The following is a 15,933-nucleotide window of genomic DNA, read 5'->3' as shown; positions in this document are numbered from 1 at the left end:
GGAACCACGCTCCGACGAGCTGCCGACACGTCGCACGACTGGTTGGCAACACGTCGGCTCCAGGGTCCAGATCCGCCCGCCTGGATCTACCGAGGACAGCACATGGCCATCGCCGACATTGCCGAGTACGCGCATCTGAGCGCGGCTGACATCGAGGGTCTCGGGCGCGACCTGGACGGCATCCGCCGCGACATCGAGGAATCGCTCGGCGAGCGCGACGCCACCTACATTCGACGCACCATCGCCTTCCAGCGGACACTCGACCTGGCCGCGCGGCTGCTCATCGCCGGCAGTCGGTCGAGGACCGGTTGGTGGACCGGCACGCTGTCGCTGGCCTACGCCAAGTGCATCGAGAACATGGAACTCGGTCACAACATCGGCCACGGCCAGTGGGACTGGATGAACGACCCGGAGATCCACTCCACCACCTGGGAGTGGGACATGGTCGGCCCGTCCTCTCAGTGGCGGTACTCGCACAACTATCGCCACCACGTGAACAGCAACATCGTCGGTGTGGATGATGACCTCGGCTTCGGCGTCATCCGCGTGACCCGCGACCAACCGTGGAAGCTCGAGAATCTGTTCCAGCCGTTGCGAAACCTGTTGCTGGCAGCCACCTTCGAGTGGGGCATCGCACTGCACGACTTCTACTCGGAGCGTGACCGCGTCGAGACGCCCGACAAGAAGGCCGCCGAGCGCAAGCTGCTGCTCCGCAAGATCGGCCGTCAGACAGCCAAGGACTACGTGTTGTTCCCTGCGTTGAGCGGACGGCGCTGGCGTCGCACCCTGGGCGCCAACGTGACCGCCAACCTCCTGCGCAACGTGTGGACCAACGTGGTGATCCTGTGCGGGCACTTTCCCGAGGGCGCCGAGAAGTTCGATCCAGCGGTGCTCGACAACGAGACCCGTGGCGAGTGGTATCTCCGCCAGATGCTGGGTGCCGCGAACTTCAACGCAGGACCGCTGCTGGCGTTCTCGACGGGCAGCCTCTCCTATCAGATCGAGCACCATCTGTTCCCCGACCTGCCCAGCAACCGCCTTGCGGAGATCGCCGCGCGGGTCCGGCAGCTGTGCGAGAAGTACGACATCCCCTACACCAGCGGGTCGCTACCGCGTCAGTACCTCTCGACGCTGCGAGTCATCCACGAGCTGGCCTTCCCCGACGGGTTCTGGACGTCGACGGACGGCGCCGCGCCGACCGTTCCGCAACGCATCGTCCATCGGCTGCGTCGCCTCGACCGCTCACGGCCGGAATCGACTGTCCTGGTGCAGGATTAATTTCCGATACTGACGTTTGCGGCTCGGTGACGGTCGTGCCGGCATTGCCGTGTTGGTCACCTTCAGGACCCGTTTGACCCAATGAGGTGTACCGTCGGTGGTGGTGGTAAACCCAGCTCGTCTGGAATGGGTCAGCTCTCGACGCTGATTCCCCCGACCAGCCGCACACGCCGGAATCTCCGGTGGCAACCGCCAGTCGGGATAACCTTGAATGCTCCAACGACAGTTCATCATTTGATTGCTCCCTTCGGGATGCAGAGTTTCGCCTACATGCCGCGGTTCGGGATTCTCAGCACCCATCCGCCGACGCCCTGCGGGCTAGCGACCTTCAGTGCGGCGCTGGCCGACGGATTGTCTGCCAAGGGCGCCGCTGTCAGCGTCGTCCGCATCGCCGACGGCTCGGACTCCGCGCACCCCAACGTCGTCGGTGAACTCGTCAACGGCTCATCGTCATCGGTCGCGGACAGCGCGGAGCTGCTGAACAGGAGCGACGTCGCGCTCATTCAGCACGAGTACGGCGTGTACGGCGGTCCTGACGGAGACGAAGTGGTTCAGGTCATGAAGGGCCTGCGGATCCCGGCGATCGTCATCGCCCACACGGTGCTCAAAGATCCGACACCGCACCAGCGTTCGGTCCTCGAAGAGGTTGTGGCGCTCGCCGATCAGGTGGTCGTGATGTCGGAGGCCGCACGTGCTCGGCTGTGCGCGGGCTATGCCGTCGACCGCGACAAGGTCGTCACCATCCCGCACGGCGCGGCGCTGCCCAGTACTGCCGCCGTGCAGCGCTCGGGCAGACCGACGATTCTGACGTGGGGTCTGTTGGGTCCGGGCAAGGGCATCGAGCGGATGATCGAGGCGATGGGAGCCCTGCAGCATCTCCCCAACCCGCCGCGGTACCTGATCGCCGGCCGAACCCACCCGAAGGTGCTCGCCGCCCAGGGGGAGGCGTACCGCGAGGCGCTCATCGAGAAGGCGCGGCGCGTCGGCGTCGCCGACTCGGTCGACTTCGACGCCGTGTACCGCGACCCCGCAGAGCTGACCGCATTCATTCAGACCGCCGACGTCGTGGTCCTGCCGTATGACTCCAGGGAGCAGGTCACCTCCGGCGTGCTTGTGGACTCCATCGCCAGCGGCCGACCGGTCATCGCCACCGCCTTTCCCCACGCCGTCGAGCTGCTCGGCAGCGGCGCGGGCACCGTCGTCGGACACGACGATCCCGAGGCGCTGGTGGACGCGCTACGCCGGCTTCTGACCGACCAGCGCGTCGCGGGCTCCATGGCCTCGGAGGCACGCGAACTCGCGCCGACTATGGCGTGGCCGGTGGTCGCCGACGCCTATCTCGAACATGCGCGGCGGCTCGTCGCGGCACGGCTGGCGCTGACGTGACCGACGCTGACGTGGCCGGCGCAGAGGCCGACCCGACATTCGCCTCGCATTTCGGGCACCTGCTGCGCCTGACGGATCACCGCGCCACCTTCGAACACGCCTGCCTGACCGAGCCCCGTCGCGAGCACGGCTACTGCACCGACGACATGGCCAGGGTTCTGGTGGTCGCCACCCGCGAGCCCGATGCGCCGGGCGAGGTGAAGGGGCTGGCCGGTAAGGCCCTGACGTTCCTCAACGACGCGCAGTCCTTCAACGGAGCCTGCCGCAACCGGATGGACGTCGGGGGGCACTGGACCGACCAACCGACCACCGACGATCACTGGGGCCGGATGATCTGGGGTCTCGGCACCGCCGCCGCCCACAGTGATGTGAGCCTGGTTCGCCGGTTGGCGGTTATCCAGTTCGAGCGTGCGGCCAAGGCCAGGTCGCGGGCGCCGCGGGCGATGGCGTTCGCCGCGCTTGGCGCCGCCGAACTGCTGACCTTCGTGCCCGGACATCCGGCAGCGTCCCAGCTGCTCGCCGACTACGCCGCCACCGTCGCCGAAGCAGCCCACGACACCGAATGGCCTTGGCCCGAAACGCGGCTCACCTACGCCAACGCCGTGTTGGCTGAGGCCATGATCGCTGCGGGCGTGGCCCTGGATGACTCGACGCTGCTGCAGCGCGGCCTGGATTGTCTGGAGTGGCTACTCGACTACGAGACGGCAGACGGTCACCTCTCGCCCACCCCAGTGGGTGGGCGCGGACCGCACGACGCCCGGCCCGCGTTCGACCAGCAGCCTATCGAGGTGGCCACCCTGGCCGACGCGTGCGCACGCGCGGCCGGCGCAGATCCACGATCGCTGTGGGCCGAGGGCGTCCGATCCGCCGCCGCCTGGTTCCAGGGTGCCAACGACGTTGGGCTGCTCATGTGGGACCCGGACACCGGCGGTGGCTTCGACGGGCTACACACCGACCGGGTGAACCAGAACCAGGGCGCGGAGTCGACGCTCGCGGTGATGTCGACCATGCAGCACGCCCGCCAGTTTGCGACGGCACCGCAATGACGGCGATGCACACCGCACTGGCCACCCGCAGCTCACTACGGATCGCGGCGGACCCTGGCCGCGTGGTCACGCGACTCTTCGTACCAGGCCAGGAGGGTTTCGAACTCCAGGAGTCCCGCACCGGCGTCGTTCTGTCGCGCATCCTGGCCCTGTCCGACGATGACGTCGCGGCATCGCTGCAGGACGTTGTCACCCGCTTCGACTGGCGTCACCGGGACCTCGACGGGATCTTTCGCCGTCACGCCAGTGAACTCGCCGACCGTCTCGATCCCGACCGCACTCTCTCGGATTCGCGAAAGATGTTGCTGGGAGCGGCATTCACCAGCGAGTACGCCATCGAAGGCGCTGCGCTGTGCAACCCGAGCATGGTGGCGCATCCCGATCAGACCGACACCGCCGCGGGCAGCCTGCGGTTCGTGATGAGCGTCCGGGGGATCGGGGAGGGGCACCGCTCCTCGATCGGATTCCGCACCGGTGTCATCGACTCGGCGGGTAACGCCACGGTGGACGAGCCCGCCCCGTTCGCCGCCACCGGACGTGTCGGGCGCACGCTCCTCGACGCAGCCGCCTTCCGCGTCGAACTCAGCCGCCAGGAACACGCCGGTGAGGCCGCGGACTACGTCTTCAACGGGCTCGACGCACTGTTCACCCGAGCCGACCTGAACGAGCGACTCGATGACCTGCGGACCCGCCTGAGCACACGCGGACACGCCGAGGACACGATCGCCGTGATCCGCGGCATCGCCGAGCGCTTCTATGCCATCGAGTTCCCCGACGGCGTCGCGCTGTCCGAGCGGGTGCTGTGGCCGTCGATGGAGGCCGAGCAGGCAGGCATGGAGGACGCACGCTTCGTGCGCTTTGTCGACGACGACGGCTCGATCACCTACTACGCCACCTACACGGCCTACAGCGGATCCCTCATCAGCCAGCAGCTGTTGCAGACCACGGACTTCAGGACCTTCACCTCCGGTCCGCTCGTCGGGCGCGCCGCCGCCAATAAGGGCCTGGCGCTGTTCCCCCGTCGCATCGGCGGTCGCTACGCCGCGATGTCGCGATCGGATCGGGAGACCAACACCCTCGGCTTCGCCGATCACCTGTCGGTCTGGACGAGTGCGGCCCCATGCCAGACGCCGACGGAGTCGTGGGAAACGTTGCAACTCGGAAACTGTGGCCCGCCAATCGAAACCGATGCCGGCTGGCTGGTGCTGACCCACGGTGTCGGAGCGATGCGCACGTACAGCATCGGTGCGATTCTGCTCGATCTGCACGACCCGACCCGGGTGCTCGGCCGTCTGCGGCGGCCACTGCTGAGCCCCGTGCCGGATGAGCAGAACGGCTACGTGCCCAACGTCGTCTACTCATGCGGCGCGCTCGTTCACGCCGACACGCTGGTGATCCCGTACGGGATCTGTGACAGCGCCATCGGCATCGCGACCGTGTCGCTTCCCGAGTTGCTGGCCGCACTCGCCCGCGAAACCTGAGAGGCCCTGTAGAGGAGACACCATGAGCAAGACCGAAGATCCGCAACGAAACACACTCAGCGAGAAGGCCGTACACATCGGCGCGGGATTCGTGGCCAAGGAGCGCCCACATGTGATGGCGGAGCTGTCAACACTCGGGCCGCATCTGGGCCGCTGGGACCCCAGCGGCGTGCGCGTGGAGGTGTCGGTGCAGAACCGCGGCGCCAAGGAGCAGCGCGTCACGCTGCGCACGACGCTGCCGGGGCTAAACCCGGTCGTGGCGGTCGCAGACGACATGGACCTCACCCGCGCGCTCAACGATGCAAAGCGTGAGCTGATCCGTCAGCTCGAACACCAGAAGTCGATGCGCGAGCCCATGCACAACCGCCGGCTTCGGGACAAGACCATCCGCCATCCGAGCGGCACGGTGCAGGCCGAGGGAACGCAGCGTCTCTCATGACGTCAGTTGAGGCACACGCCCCGTCCGTGCGCGCCACGCAACCGCTGCACCTGAGTCTGAAGCCGCTCACCGACTGTGTCGGGGAAACCGGCGGAACCTGGTGGCCGCGATCGCGAGATCTGGTGGCCGAGCTTCCCGACCTTCTCGCCGCGCTCGCCGATCGGCTGGGACGCGTCGAGCGGGTCGTCTACAACCCGGCCGGGTGGGCGCCGTTGGTGCCCCGTCAGATGGTCGTAGGCGACGCGACGGTCACGCTGGAGGCCTATCGGTACGAGTTGTTCGACAAGCTCTACGCGTACAGCATCGGGGGCACCAGCATCGTGCTCGAAGTTGTCCCGGCCGCCCGGCAACTCTCGGTGCGCGATCTGGAGGAGATGGCCGCGGCGTACTCGAGGTGGGACTCCGAGGGCGGCTTACTGGGTGTGCGGACCGCGGTCCGCCAGTGGAGCGGCTAGCGCTTCTTGCCGTGCAGCAGGTTGTCGGTCTGCGAGGCGGTGTCGGACTTGGAGCGCTTGTCGGCGCGCTTTTCCTTCAACGACTTGCCGGTCTTCTTGGTCATGCCCTGGCGCGGGGACTTGTCAGACAATGTCGGCCCTTTGATAAGGGGGCCTGGCTGGTCCCGATACCTGGACCCTACGCTCACGGCCGCGCCTTCGGGGCCCGCAGTCGACGGCAGGCCGCGCCGAAATGCCTGGTCGGGCCCACGCCGCGGCCCACGCGAGCCTGCTGAGCAGCGGTTGCTGGACGTTTGGCAGGGCCTGACGGGTTGGTCGGAGGGTGTAATGTCAGGGGTGTTGGGAAACCGACCAGCCCGGAATGAATCAGCAGTTCACCGCTGACATCCACGAGCAACCGCTCAAGCCGGGCACCTCGCGACAACCGCGCGTCGGGATCACTTTGACAGCATTATCACTTGGTCGATCATCGATCAATAGCATTGCGTACCAGGGCGATTCCTCGTCTCCAAGTGTGGGCGTACTGACGACCTACGCGCCAACGATCTGCGGATTGTCGAGCTTCAGCGCGTCGCTGTGCGATGGGATGGAGGCCAGTGGCGCCAAGGTCCAGGTCGTGCGGATCGCCGACGGAGAGCCCTCGGAGGATCCCCGCGTCGTCGGTGAACTGACCGCCGGGTCAAGCTCGTCCATCGCGGCATGCGCGGACACTCTCAACCGCTGCGACGTCGCCGTCATCCAGCACGACGTCGGCATCTACGGTGGCACCGACGGCGCCGACCTCGTGGAGGTCATGCGCGCCCTGCGCGTCCCCGCGATCGTCGTGGCGCACGCCGTCCCACGCATTCCGACACCCGAGCAGCGCGCCGTCTTCGAGACCATTCTCGACCTGGCCGACCAGGTGGTCGTCATGACCGACACGGCAGGCGAGCGGCTGCAGACCGAATACGTCGTGCACCGCCGCAAGGTGACGACCATCGCGCACGGCGCGACCATCCCCGCCGCCGCCCAGGTGAAGCGTGGCGGCAGGCCCACCCTGCTGACGTGGGGCCTGCTCCGTCCCGGCAAGGGCGTCGAGCGGGTCATCGAGTCCATGGTGGCGCTGAAGGACCTGCGCGGACAGCCGCGCTACGTCATCGCGGGCCCGACGCACCCCAGAACGCTCGCGGCCGAGGGCGAGGCCTACCGCGAGGCGCTCAAGCAACAGGTCATCGACAGTGGACTTACCGGAACGGTGCTCTTCGCGCCGGACTACCGCAGCCGCGCCTCGATTGCGGCGCTGATCCAGTCCTGCGCGGCGGTCGTGCTGCCGTACGACGTGACCGACCAGGTCACCTCCGGGGTCCTCGTCGAGTCCGTCGCGAACGGACGTCCCGTCATCGCGACGGCCTTCCCGCACGCCGTCGACGTTCTCGGCAGCGGCGCGGGCATCGTCGTCGCGCACGATCGCCCCGATGCGTTGACGGCCGCACTACGTCAGGTGTTGACCGATCCGCGATCGTCGGGTGCCATGGCCGCCGAGGGCAGGCGTCTGGCCCCGACCATGCTGTGGCCCGCCGTCAGCAAGTCGTATCTGATTCTGGCGCAACGCCTGGTGCTCGAGCGACGGTCGATGGCGTGACCGCGCCGACGCCGACCCTCAGCCTCGGCGTCATCGGTAGGACCAGCAAGGAGAACGAACGCCGGCTGCCGATCCATCCACACCACGTGGAGCGGATCGACGCGGATCTGCGCGCGAACATCTACCTCGAGGCGAACTACGGCGCCGACTTCGGTGTCTCCGACGAGCATCTGTCGAGTCTCGTCGCAGGCGTGCGCACTCGCGAGCAGTTGATCGCCGAGTGTGACGTCATCCTGCTGCTCAAACCGTGTGCCGCCGATCTGGCCGCCCTTCGCGAGGGTCAGGTGCTGTGGGGCTGGCCGCACTGCGTCCAGGACCGGGCACTGACCGATCAGGCCGTCGAACGCCGGCAGACGGTCATCGCGTTCGAGGCGATGAACGTGTGGGGTTCCGACGGGTCCTTCAAACTGCACGTCTTCCACAAGAACAACGAGATGGCCGGCTACTGCTCGGTGCTGCACGGCCTGCAGATCGTCGGCCTGACCGGCACCTACGGTCCCCGGCTCAACGCCGCCGTCATCGGATTCGGTGCCACCGCCCGCGGCGCGGTGACGGCCCTGGCGGCGCTCGGGATTCACGACGTCAACATCCTGACCAACCGCAGCGTCACCGAGGTGGCCTCACCGATCCACTCGGCACAGATCCTGAACTTCGGAAACGACCCGGACGCCGGCCCCGGCGAGCCGACGAACTACGCGATGACGCCAGACGGCAAAGTACCGTTGGCCGGATACCTGGCCGAGCACGACATCATCGTCAACTGCGTTCTGCAGGACACCAATGCGCCCCTGACCTTCCTGGACGAGGACGACCTGACGTCGTTCCGCCAGGGCGGCCTGATCATCGACGTATCATGCGATGAGGCAATGGGTTTCAGCTGGGCGCATCCGACGACGTTCGATGAGCCGACGTTCACGGTCGGCCCGAACATCACGTACTACGCCGTCGACCACAGCCCGTCCTACCTGTGGAACGCGGCGAGCTGGGAGATCGGCGAGGCGCTCATGCCGTATCTGCGGACGGTGCTCGCCGGACGCGATGCGTGGCAGGACGACCCGACGGTGCGGGCGGCGATCGAGATCCTCGACGGCAAGATCATGAATCCCGACATCATCGCGTTCCAGAATCGCCCCGCAGAGGTAGTGCAGTCCGAATAGCGGTCACTCTCAACGGAAGAGGCGTACCGTGGGAGGTGTCGAGTGGCCCGGTTTCGGGCAATGTTCTCGACGTGAGGAGTCTCGGCCATGACGGTCACAGTGACGCTGCCTGACGGCGAAACCGATCAATACATGCGGTTCGGGGACACCTACTTCGAACATGGCGACGGATCGCTCGACGTGATTCGCACTGGCGCCAAGGCGCCGTTCAGCTATCCAGCCGATGGCTGGACCGAGGTGCATGGCGACGCGCGCAAGCACCAGAAGCGCCGATTCTGGGGCTGAGTCATCCGGCACGTTGCGCGTACGCCGTCAGTTCCTCGATGAACCCCGGCGGAAATCGCAACGTGCCCTTGTGTGTTCGTCCCAGGAAGCCCGACGCCGCTCGCGCTGACAGCGGCTTTCCCGGATACCGCAGGAAGTCCGCCAACGACGGTCGTGGTTGCCATACCGGCCACGGCCCGACGTTCGACGCGTGCACCTGGCCGTCGAGGTCCGCCCACGCGGCCCGGCGGGGCCACTTCGCGCCCGCCCACGGCGGGTCGTCGGCGCGGTCGTAGTGACCGGGCTCGGCGAGGCGGGTCCCGACCCACGCCGCGACGGGCACGCTGACGGAGTTGCCGACCATCCGCCATCGCTCGCCCCGTTTGGCCACCTCGTCGGCGGGGGAGGTCCAGTCATCGGGAAAGCCCTGCAGTCGCTCCGTGTCTCGCACATCGGGCGTGACGTACTCGCCGGACGGCAGCCGGATCGCCGGGGGAGAGGCGACGCCCACCGATGATCCGCACTTGATCGGCGGCACACCGTCCACGGCCCAGCCGAACGACCGCATGCCCTCGGTCCAGTAGAAGCCGCAGGCGACATCGGGATAGCCGCCACCATCTGCAGGTCTCTCGTGGTCGTCGGCCAGCAGAACGTCGCGGGGATCGCCGACGCGGCTGCCCACCAGATACCACCGGTTGCGGCGCTGCGGCAGACCGAACGCGTTGGTATCGACGACGCGATACGCCCACCGGTAGCCGAGGTCGGTCAACGACCGCGTGACCATTCGCAGCGCCGCTCCCTGGCCCAGGGACATCAGGAACGGGACGTTCTCCAGCACCACCCACGGCACGTCGGAGGTATCGAGCAGACGCAGTACCTCGCCGACGAGACCGCTTCGCGCACCGTCGATTCCAACCTTGCGCCCGACGCTGGACAGGTCCTGGCAGGGAAAGCCCGCGACGACGACGTCGGTGCCAGTCGGCAGGCGCTTGACGTCGCGGACGTCGGCCTCGATCTTGGTGTCGGGAAAGCGGCGCCGCAGCACGTGCATGGCGGCCGGCGCGTTCTCGACGAGCAACCCGGTGTGGTGACCGCCCTCGGCCATGCCGAGTTCGAGGCCGCCGATACCGGCGAACAGTCCTGCGACCGTGAAGCTCACCGAAGCCATTCCAGGGCAACGGCATAGCTCAGCCGCGATGGCACGGCGTTGCCGATCATTCGCGCGAGCGCGGTGCGGTGGTTGACGCGCGAGAAGCTGAACCAGTCCGGGATGTACTGCAGCCGGGCGGCCTCGTGGGCGGTGATGGTGCGCCGGCGACTCGGGTGCACGTAGCGGCCCATGCACATGCTGTAGAAGCCCGTGGTGACGGTCTGCGACGGTCGGTCCCAGGCGAGCCTGCCGTAGATCGACTTGTAACTGTGGCCGCCGTCGGCGTGGCAGTCGGGACGCTGGCTGTCGGGTAGGTCGAACGCCGCGTTCTCGAAGAGGTAGTCGATGCGTTGGCGGGTCGTCGGTGCCGAGCGTGCGACCACGTCGACCGCGTCCACGCGGTGCGCGTCGGGCATCGTCTCGAGGTCCTGGAACGCCCAGCCCGCGGTCCGGGGGTTGCGGCGGTGGCGGTCGACGACCTCAGCCGGCGTGACGGTGTGCGACAGGCTGGCCATCAGCACCAGGCGCCGGCGGGTCTGCGGGACGCCGATCTCGTGCAGCGCGACGACGCCGATCGACACGTGGTAGCCGAGGGCGTGCAGCGCGTCGGCGGTCCGCTGCACCACCGACCGCCGGTCATTCAGTGCGCCCGGCACGTTCTCGATCAGGATGTGCTGCGGCTCAAGCACTTCGGCGGCACGCACCATCGTCTGGTACAGCTCGTTCTTCTCGTCGCGGTGCCGCGTCCGGTTGTTGAAGTCGCTGTGGCCCTGGCACGGTGGGCCACCGACCATGATGTCGACGCCGCCGTACCGCTTGGCCAGTTGACGCTCGGCCGGGGTGCGCCGCGCGCCCACCTCACCGGGCAGCAGCGCGGCGACGTCATCGCAGACCGTGGTGGCGGTGGGGAAGTTGTCGGCGTAGGTCTGCGCGGCGACGTCGTCGAGGTCGACGGCCAGGACCGGTTCGAAGGGGCGGTTGAGCGCTCGCGCCGCCTCGGCCAGCCCGATCGAGAGCCCGCCGCAGCCCGAGAACAGGTCGACCACGCGCACCGAGGAGCGGGTGGCGGCGCACGGCGGAGCGATCGGGTTCTGCAGCCAGGCGCGCTCGGCCTCGTCGGCGCAGGTGGGTCGTGCGTCGCGACCGGGATAGCGGGCCAGCACACTGGTGGCCCGGCTGCCGTCGCGCAGGTGCAGGACGCGTTCGTAGGAACCGTTGCGGGTGCGGAACCGCTCGAAGCCGGCCTCGGCGCTGGGCCGATGCCCACCGGCGACGAGGGAAGGCTCAAGCATCCCCGTAATGGTAGGCAGCCAAGCCCGCTATTCGGGCAGGTGGGGCGGCGCGCCGCCAATACTCTGGAGACATGGCGGAGTCATGGGCCTCCTCGCCAGCGGTGCGGCGGGTGATGCAGTCCAACAAGAGCCGCGACACGAAGCCCGAGAAGGCGCTGCGGTCGGCGGTCCACGCGCTGGGCCTGCGCTACCGGGTGTCGGCGAAACCGCTGGCCGGGCTGCGGCGCACCGCTGACATGGTGTTCCCCACCGCGAAGGTGGCGGTGTTCCTCGACGGCTGCTTCTGGCACGGCTGCCCGCAGCACCACACCGTCGCGTCGGCCAACGCGAAGTTCTGGGCCGACAAGGTCGAGGGCAACCGGACGCGCGACCGGGACACCGACGAGCGGTTGGCGCAGGCCGGCTGGGTGAGCGTGCGGGTCTGGGAGCACGAGGATCCGGTCGAGGCCGCGGATCGGGTGCGTGAGATCGTGCGGGCGCGCCAGGGGTAGGGCCGGCCGGCAGCGTGGCGGCCCGGAGGTGCCAGTCGAAGTGCCCACCTCTGAGCGACTTCGCGGTGGGCGACGCGCCCCCTGAGCGGGCTGGCCACCGTGACACCCGCACTGTCGCTCAGAGGTGGGCACTCGCAACCCGTCTTCTGAGCCCGTCAGCCCTACTTCAACTTCACCATCCGCGTCGTCGAACTCTCGTCCAGCTCCACGACATCGGTGCGCGAGCGCAGGAAGTCGCTGAAGGACTTGAAGCCCAACGACTTCTCGCTGAACGACGGATCCATCCGCTTCATCTGTGCCTTGACCGCCGAGTTGTGCAGCCACTCGACATCGTCCTTCTCCAGGCCGATCTGCAGCGCGCGCGTCAGTAGCGCGGTGGCCGCGGTCTGCGGGTCCGGCGGCTCCGGCTCCGCTGGCGGTCCGGCGGCCTTGGTGCTGCGGCGCGCCGTCCGCTTCTTCGGGGCCTCCTCGACGACATCGGGTTCCGGATCCGGTTCGAACACCGGGACGCCCGGCAGCGCGTCATAGATGACGAAGTCGTCGCACGCCGCGGCCAACGACCGGCTCGATGAACCGGCGACACCAATCCCGACCACGTAACGGCCCAGTCGCTTGCAGCGCTGCGCCAACGCGATGTAGTCGGAGTCGCCCGCCACGATCACCACGTGGGTGAGGTCGGGCAGCCGGAACATGTCCTCGACGGCGTCGACCGCCAGCCTGATGTCGGCGCCGTTCTTGCCGTAGGCGGCCGCCGGGAACAGCTGGACCAGGTCGACGGCGCGACCGACCAGCTGACCGCGATATCCGGCGTTGACGTCGGCCGACCAGTCCGCGTAGGCCCGGGTCAGAACCAGCGTGCCGAACGACGAGGCGAAGTCGATGATGGCGCCGACGTCGACGGTCGCCCGGTCCAACCGATCCTGCTCCAGACCCTTCGTCTTGTCCCTCTGGAACGAGCTACGCCCGTTGACCTGGTCATACCGCGAGATCACGATGTTGTCGAAGTCGAGATAGACCGCGACGCGGGTGGCAGCGGTGTCCGTCATGGTTTCAGTCTCGTCCATGATGGGCAGCCGTTGTCACGGGATGGCGCCTTCGGCTCTCGACGGACTGGTCGCGCACAAGAAGCCCAGGTAAACGTTGTTCCCACAGTCCGGTGCCGCGCAGGCACCGCACCTACGATTGTCAAGGTGGTCGAAACCGTGAGATCCATGTCCGCGACATCCACCCCATGGCGCGCTGGCGCCGCCGAGATCAGCGCCGACACTCTCGCCAGGATCGATCGCTGGTGGCGAGCCGCCAACTACCTGTCCGTCGGGCAGATCTATCTGCTCGGCAATCCGCTGCTGCGCACGCCGCTGACCCGCGAGGACGTCAAGCCCCGGCTGCTCGGGCACTGGGGCACCACGCCCGGATTGAACTTCCTATACGCACATCTCAATCGCGCGATCGCCGAGCGCGCGCAGTCGACCATCTACGTCACCGGCCCGGGCCACGGTGGCCCCGGGCTGGTGGCCAACGCCTATCTCGACGGCACGTACTCGGAGGTCTACTCCGACATCACGCCCGACACCGAGGGCATCCGCCGCCTGTTCCGGCAGTTCTCCTTCCCCGGCGGAATCCCATCGCACGTGGCGCCCGAGACGCCGGGGTCGATCCACGAGGGCGGTGAGCTCGGCTACGCCCTGTCGCACGCATACGGGGCCGCGTTCGACAACCCCGACCTGCTCGTCGCCGCCGTGGTCGGTGACGGCGAGGCCGAGACCGGAGCGCTTGCCACCAGCTGGCACTCCAACAAGTTCGTCAACCCGGTCAAGGACGGCGTCGTCCTGCCGATTCTGCATCTGAACGGCTACAAGATCGCCAATCCGACTGTGCTGGCGCGAATCCCGACCGACGAACTGCGCAGCCTGATGGAGGGCCACGGGCACCGACCGTACTTCTTCGAGGTGCCCGACGACGCCACCGCGGCCGACCACACCGACGCGCACCGCCGATTCGCGCAGCTGCTCGACGAGGTCCTCGACGAGATCGCCGACCTCAAGGCCAAGGCCGCCGACGGCGATGAGCGGCGGCCGAAGTGGCCGATGATCGTGTTCCGCACCCCGAAGGGGTGGACCGGTCCGGCCACCATCGACGGCAAGAAGACCACCGGATCCTGGCGGGCGCACCAGGTTCCACTCGCCAACGCCCGCGACACCCCCGAACACCTCCAGGTGCTCAACGACTGGCTGACGTCCTATCGCGCGGAGGAACTGTTCGACGAGAACGGCGCCCTGGACCCCGATATCGCCGCCCTGGCCCCCGCGGGTGATCTGCGCATGAGCGCCAACCCGCACGCCAACGGCGGTTCGCTGCTCAAGGACCTCCGACTGCCCGACTTCCGCGACTACGGTGTCGACGTCGTCACCCCCGGCGCGCCCATCGCCGAGTCCACCAAGGTGCTCGGCCAGTGGCTGACCGACGTCGTCCGGCTCAATCCGGACAACTTCCGCATCTTCGGACCCGACGAGACCGCGTCCAACCGCCTGCAGTCGGTGTACGAGGCCACCGACAAACAGTGGAACGCCGAGTTCTTCGGACCCGAGGTCGACGACCACCTGGCCCGCGCCGGGCGCGTCATGGAGATGCTGTCGGAGCACCAGTGTCAGGGCTGGCTGGAGGGGTATCTGCTGACCGGCCGGCACGGCCTGTTCAACTGCTACGAGGCGTTCATCCACATCATCGACTCGATGTTCAATCAGCACGCCAAATGGCTCAAGGTGACCAACCACATCGCCTGGCGTCGGCCGATCGCGAGCCTGAACTACCTTCTATCAAGCCATGTTTGGCGCCAGGACCACAACGGGTTCTCCCACCAGGACCCCGGGTTCATCGACCACGTCGTCAACAAGAAGGCCGAAGTCGTCCGGGTGTATCTGCCGCCGGACGCCAACACGCTGTTGTCGACCTACGACCACTGCCTGCGGTCGCGGCAGTACGTCAACGTCGTGGTGGCGGGCAAGCAGCCCAGCCCGAACTTCCTGAACATGGAGCAGGCCATCGCGCACTGCACGCGCGGGTTGGGCATCTGGGAGTGGGCGGGCACCGAGACGCTGGGTGAGGACCCCGACGTCGTCATCGCCTGCGCCGGCGACGTCCCCACGCTGGAGGCACTCGCAGCGGTCGACCTCCTCAAGCAGAACCTGCCCGACCTGTTGATCCGATTCGTCAACGTGATCGACCTGATGAGACTGCAGTCCGACAGCGAGCACCCGCACGGATTGTCCGACAAGCAATTCGACGCGATATTCACCGTCGACAAGCCGATCATCTTCGCCTATCACGGCTACCCCTGGCTGATTCATCGGTTGACCTACCGGCGGGTCGGGCATCCCAACCTGCACGTGCGCGGATACAAGGAGGAGGGCACCACCACCACGCCGTTCGACATGGTGATGCTCAACGACCTGGATCGCTACCACCTGGCGATGGACGTCATCGATCGCGTGCCGTTCCTGCAGTCCAAGGCGGCGCCGCTGCGGCAACGGTTGAGTGACAAGCGGATCGCCGCACGCGAGTACACCCGCGAGCACGGCGACGATATCCCCGAGGTGCGGGACTGGGTGTGGCCGGCGGCGCGCTCAGCGGTCGATGTGACAGATCTCGACAAGACCGCGTCAACCGGAGGCGACAACGAATGAGCCCCCGCTGCGTCCGCCGAACGTGAAGTAATTGGCGACGTTTCGCGAGATTCTCGCCATCTACTGCACGTTCGACGGGGGTGCAGGGGGACGACGGCGACCGTAGTGAATTAATCGTCGTCAGTTATCAATGTCAGCCGATCTATGTATTGGACGATCGGCTCCACGAGGCACAGCATTGGTCAACCGT

At 67.4% G+C, this 15,933-nt stretch carries 15 protein-coding genes; 11 read left to right on the top strand and 4 right to left on the bottom strand.

What is annotated here, in order from left to right:
* The first annotated feature begins 102 nt into the window (after positions 1-102).
* The 6 genes from ABIA65_RS20380 to ABIA65_RS20355 all read left to right on the top strand — a co-directional run bounded on the left by ABIA65_RS20380 (position 103) and on the right by ABIA65_RS20355 (position 6,085).
* Positions 103-1,278 (top strand): fatty acid desaturase family protein, encoded by a 1,176-nt coding sequence (locus tag ABIA65_RS20380; RefSeq protein WP_354524728.1) that lies wholly within the window; start codon positions 103-105, stop codon positions 1,276-1,278.
* Positions 1,279-1,530: 252 nt separating this feature from the next.
* A complete protein-coding gene (locus tag ABIA65_RS20375; protein ID WP_354524921.1) occupies positions 1,531-2,664 on the top strand; it encodes a glycosyltransferase in 1,134 nt (377 codons plus the stop codon).
* A complete protein-coding gene (locus ABIA65_RS20370) occupies positions 2,661-3,710 on the top strand; it encodes a glycosyltransferase (RefSeq protein WP_354524727.1) in 1,050 nt (349 codons plus the stop codon). The genes ABIA65_RS20375 and ABIA65_RS20370 overlap by 4 nt, the downstream gene beginning before the upstream one ends.
* Complete coding sequence (locus ABIA65_RS20365) at positions 3,707-5,191, top strand: glycoside hydrolase family 130 protein (RefSeq protein WP_354524726.1); 1,485 nt, start codon at positions 3,707-3,709, stop codon at positions 5,189-5,191. Before ABIA65_RS20370 ends, ABIA65_RS20365 begins: the two co-directional genes overlap by 4 nt.
* 22 nt (positions 5,192-5,213) lie before the next feature.
* Positions 5,214-5,630 (top strand): hypothetical protein, encoded by a 417-nt coding sequence (locus ABIA65_RS20360; protein ID WP_354524725.1) that lies wholly within the window; start codon positions 5,214-5,216, stop codon positions 5,628-5,630.
* Positions 5,627-6,085: a DUF5994 family protein gene (locus ABIA65_RS20355; RefSeq protein WP_354524724.1), complete on the top strand. Its 459-nt coding sequence runs from the start codon at positions 5,627-5,629 to the stop codon at positions 6,083-6,085. Before ABIA65_RS20360 ends, ABIA65_RS20355 begins: the two co-directional genes overlap by 4 nt.
* On the opposite strand, the gene ABIA65_RS20350 is transcribed toward ABIA65_RS20355, so the two are convergent.
* Complete coding sequence (locus ABIA65_RS20350; RefSeq protein WP_256462136.1) at positions 6,082-6,216, bottom strand: hypothetical protein; 135 nt, start codon at positions 6,214-6,216, stop codon at positions 6,082-6,084. The two genes, ABIA65_RS20355 and ABIA65_RS20350, sit on opposite strands and share 4 nt — an antisense overlap.
* Positions 6,217-6,599: 383 nt before the next feature.
* Here ABIA65_RS20350 and ABIA65_RS20345 point away from each other — a divergent pair, with 383 nt between their 5' ends.
* The 3 genes from ABIA65_RS20345 (at position 6,600) to ABIA65_RS20335 (ending at position 9,148) form a co-directional block, all read left to right on the top strand.
* Complete coding sequence (locus tag ABIA65_RS20345; protein WP_354524723.1) at positions 6,600-7,706, top strand: glycosyltransferase; 1,107 nt, start codon at positions 6,600-6,602, stop codon at positions 7,704-7,706.
* Positions 7,703-8,863, top strand: coding sequence for a N(5)-(carboxyethyl)ornithine synthase (locus ABIA65_RS20340; RefSeq protein WP_354524722.1), 1,161 nt, complete (start codon positions 7,703-7,705; stop codon positions 8,861-8,863). The genes ABIA65_RS20345 and ABIA65_RS20340 overlap by 4 nt, the downstream gene beginning before the upstream one ends.
* A gap of 87 nt (positions 8,864-8,950) precedes the next feature.
* Positions 8,951-9,148, top strand: coding sequence for a hypothetical protein (locus ABIA65_RS20335; protein WP_354524721.1), 198 nt, complete (start codon positions 8,951-8,953; stop codon positions 9,146-9,148).
* Between the two features lies 1 nt (position 9,149).
* On the opposite strand, the gene ABIA65_RS20330 is transcribed toward ABIA65_RS20335, so the two are convergent.
* Positions 9,150-10,295: a DNA cytosine methyltransferase gene (locus ABIA65_RS20330; protein WP_354524720.1), complete on the bottom strand. Its 1,146-nt coding sequence runs from the start codon at positions 10,293-10,295 to the stop codon at positions 9,150-9,152.
* Positions 10,283-11,569 carry a DNA cytosine methyltransferase gene (locus ABIA65_RS20325; RefSeq protein ID WP_354524719.1) on the bottom strand — a complete coding sequence of 429 codons (1,287 nt, stop codon included), beginning with the start codon at positions 11,567-11,569 and terminating at the stop codon, positions 10,283-10,285. The genes ABIA65_RS20330 and ABIA65_RS20325 overlap by 13 nt, the downstream gene beginning before the upstream one ends.
* Before the next feature lie 71 nt (positions 11,570-11,640).
* Here ABIA65_RS20325 and ABIA65_RS20320 point away from each other — a divergent pair, with 71 nt between their 5' ends.
* A complete protein-coding gene (locus ABIA65_RS20320; RefSeq protein WP_354524718.1) occupies positions 11,641-12,060 on the top strand; it encodes a very short patch repair endonuclease in 420 nt (139 codons plus the stop codon).
* A 161-nt stretch (positions 12,061-12,221) separates the two neighbouring features.
* Here ABIA65_RS20320 and ABIA65_RS20315 read toward each other — a convergent pair whose 3' ends face one another.
* Positions 12,222-13,106 (bottom strand): NYN domain-containing protein, encoded by an 885-nt coding sequence (locus tag ABIA65_RS20315; RefSeq protein ID WP_241400924.1) that lies wholly within the window; start codon positions 13,104-13,106, stop codon positions 12,222-12,224.
* 165 nt (positions 13,107-13,271) lie between these two features.
* Here ABIA65_RS20315 and ABIA65_RS20310 point away from each other — a divergent pair, with 165 nt between their 5' ends.
* Positions 13,272-15,743 carry a phosphoketolase family protein gene (locus ABIA65_RS20310; protein WP_354524717.1) on the top strand — a complete coding sequence of 824 codons (2,472 nt, stop codon included), beginning with the start codon at positions 13,272-13,274 and terminating at the stop codon, positions 15,741-15,743.
* Positions 15,744-15,933: the final 190 nt, after the last annotated feature.

Origin of the sequence: Mycolicibacterium sp. 624, assembly GCF_040548615.1 — a bacterium.
Taxonomy (GTDB): Bacteria; Actinomycetota; Actinomycetes; order Mycobacteriales; family Mycobacteriaceae; genus Mycobacterium.
The sequence above is the reverse complement of the archived record's forward strand: the minus strand, read 5'-3'. Positions and strand labels throughout refer to the sequence as shown.

What these genes read in the sequence shown, in the direction of transcription:
- ABIA65_RS20335 (WP_354524721.1), top strand. Translation starts at nt 8,951, where the DNA reads ATGACGGTCACAGTGACGCTGCCTGACGGCGAAACCGATCAATACATG.
- ABIA65_RS20310 (WP_354524717.1), top strand. Translation starts at nt 13,272, where the DNA reads ATGTCCGCGACATCCACCCCATGGCGCGCTGGCGCCGCCGAGATCAGC.
- ABIA65_RS20360 (WP_354524725.1), top strand. Translation starts at nt 5,214, where the DNA reads ATGAGCAAGACCGAAGATCCGCAACGAAACACACTCAGCGAGAAGGCC.
- ABIA65_RS20355 (WP_354524724.1), top strand. Translation starts at nt 5,627, where the DNA reads ATGACGTCAGTTGAGGCACACGCCCCGTCCGTGCGCGCCACGCAACCG.
- ABIA65_RS20365 (WP_354524726.1), top strand. Translation starts at nt 3,707, where the DNA reads ATGACGGCGATGCACACCGCACTGGCCACCCGCAGCTCACTACGGATC.
- ABIA65_RS20330 (WP_354524720.1), bottom strand. Translation starts at nt 10,295, where the DNA reads ATGGCTTCGGTGAGCTTCACGGTCGCAGGACTGTTCGCCGGTATCGGC.
- ABIA65_RS20325 (WP_354524719.1), bottom strand. Translation starts at nt 11,569, where the DNA reads ATGCTTGAGCCTTCCCTCGTCGCCGGTGGGCATCGGCCCAGCGCCGAG.
- ABIA65_RS20320 (WP_354524718.1), top strand. Translation starts at nt 11,641, where the DNA reads ATGGCGGAGTCATGGGCCTCCTCGCCAGCGGTGCGGCGGGTGATGCAG.
- ABIA65_RS20315 (WP_241400924.1), bottom strand. Translation starts at nt 13,106, where the DNA reads ATGACGGACACCGCTGCCACCCGCGTCGCGGTCTATCTCGACTTCGAC.
- ABIA65_RS20380 (WP_354524728.1), top strand. Translation starts at nt 103, where the DNA reads ATGGCCATCGCCGACATTGCCGAGTACGCGCATCTGAGCGCGGCTGAC.
- ABIA65_RS20375 (WP_354524921.1), top strand. Translation starts at nt 1,531, where the DNA reads ATGCAGAGTTTCGCCTACATGCCGCGGTTCGGGATTCTCAGCACCCAT.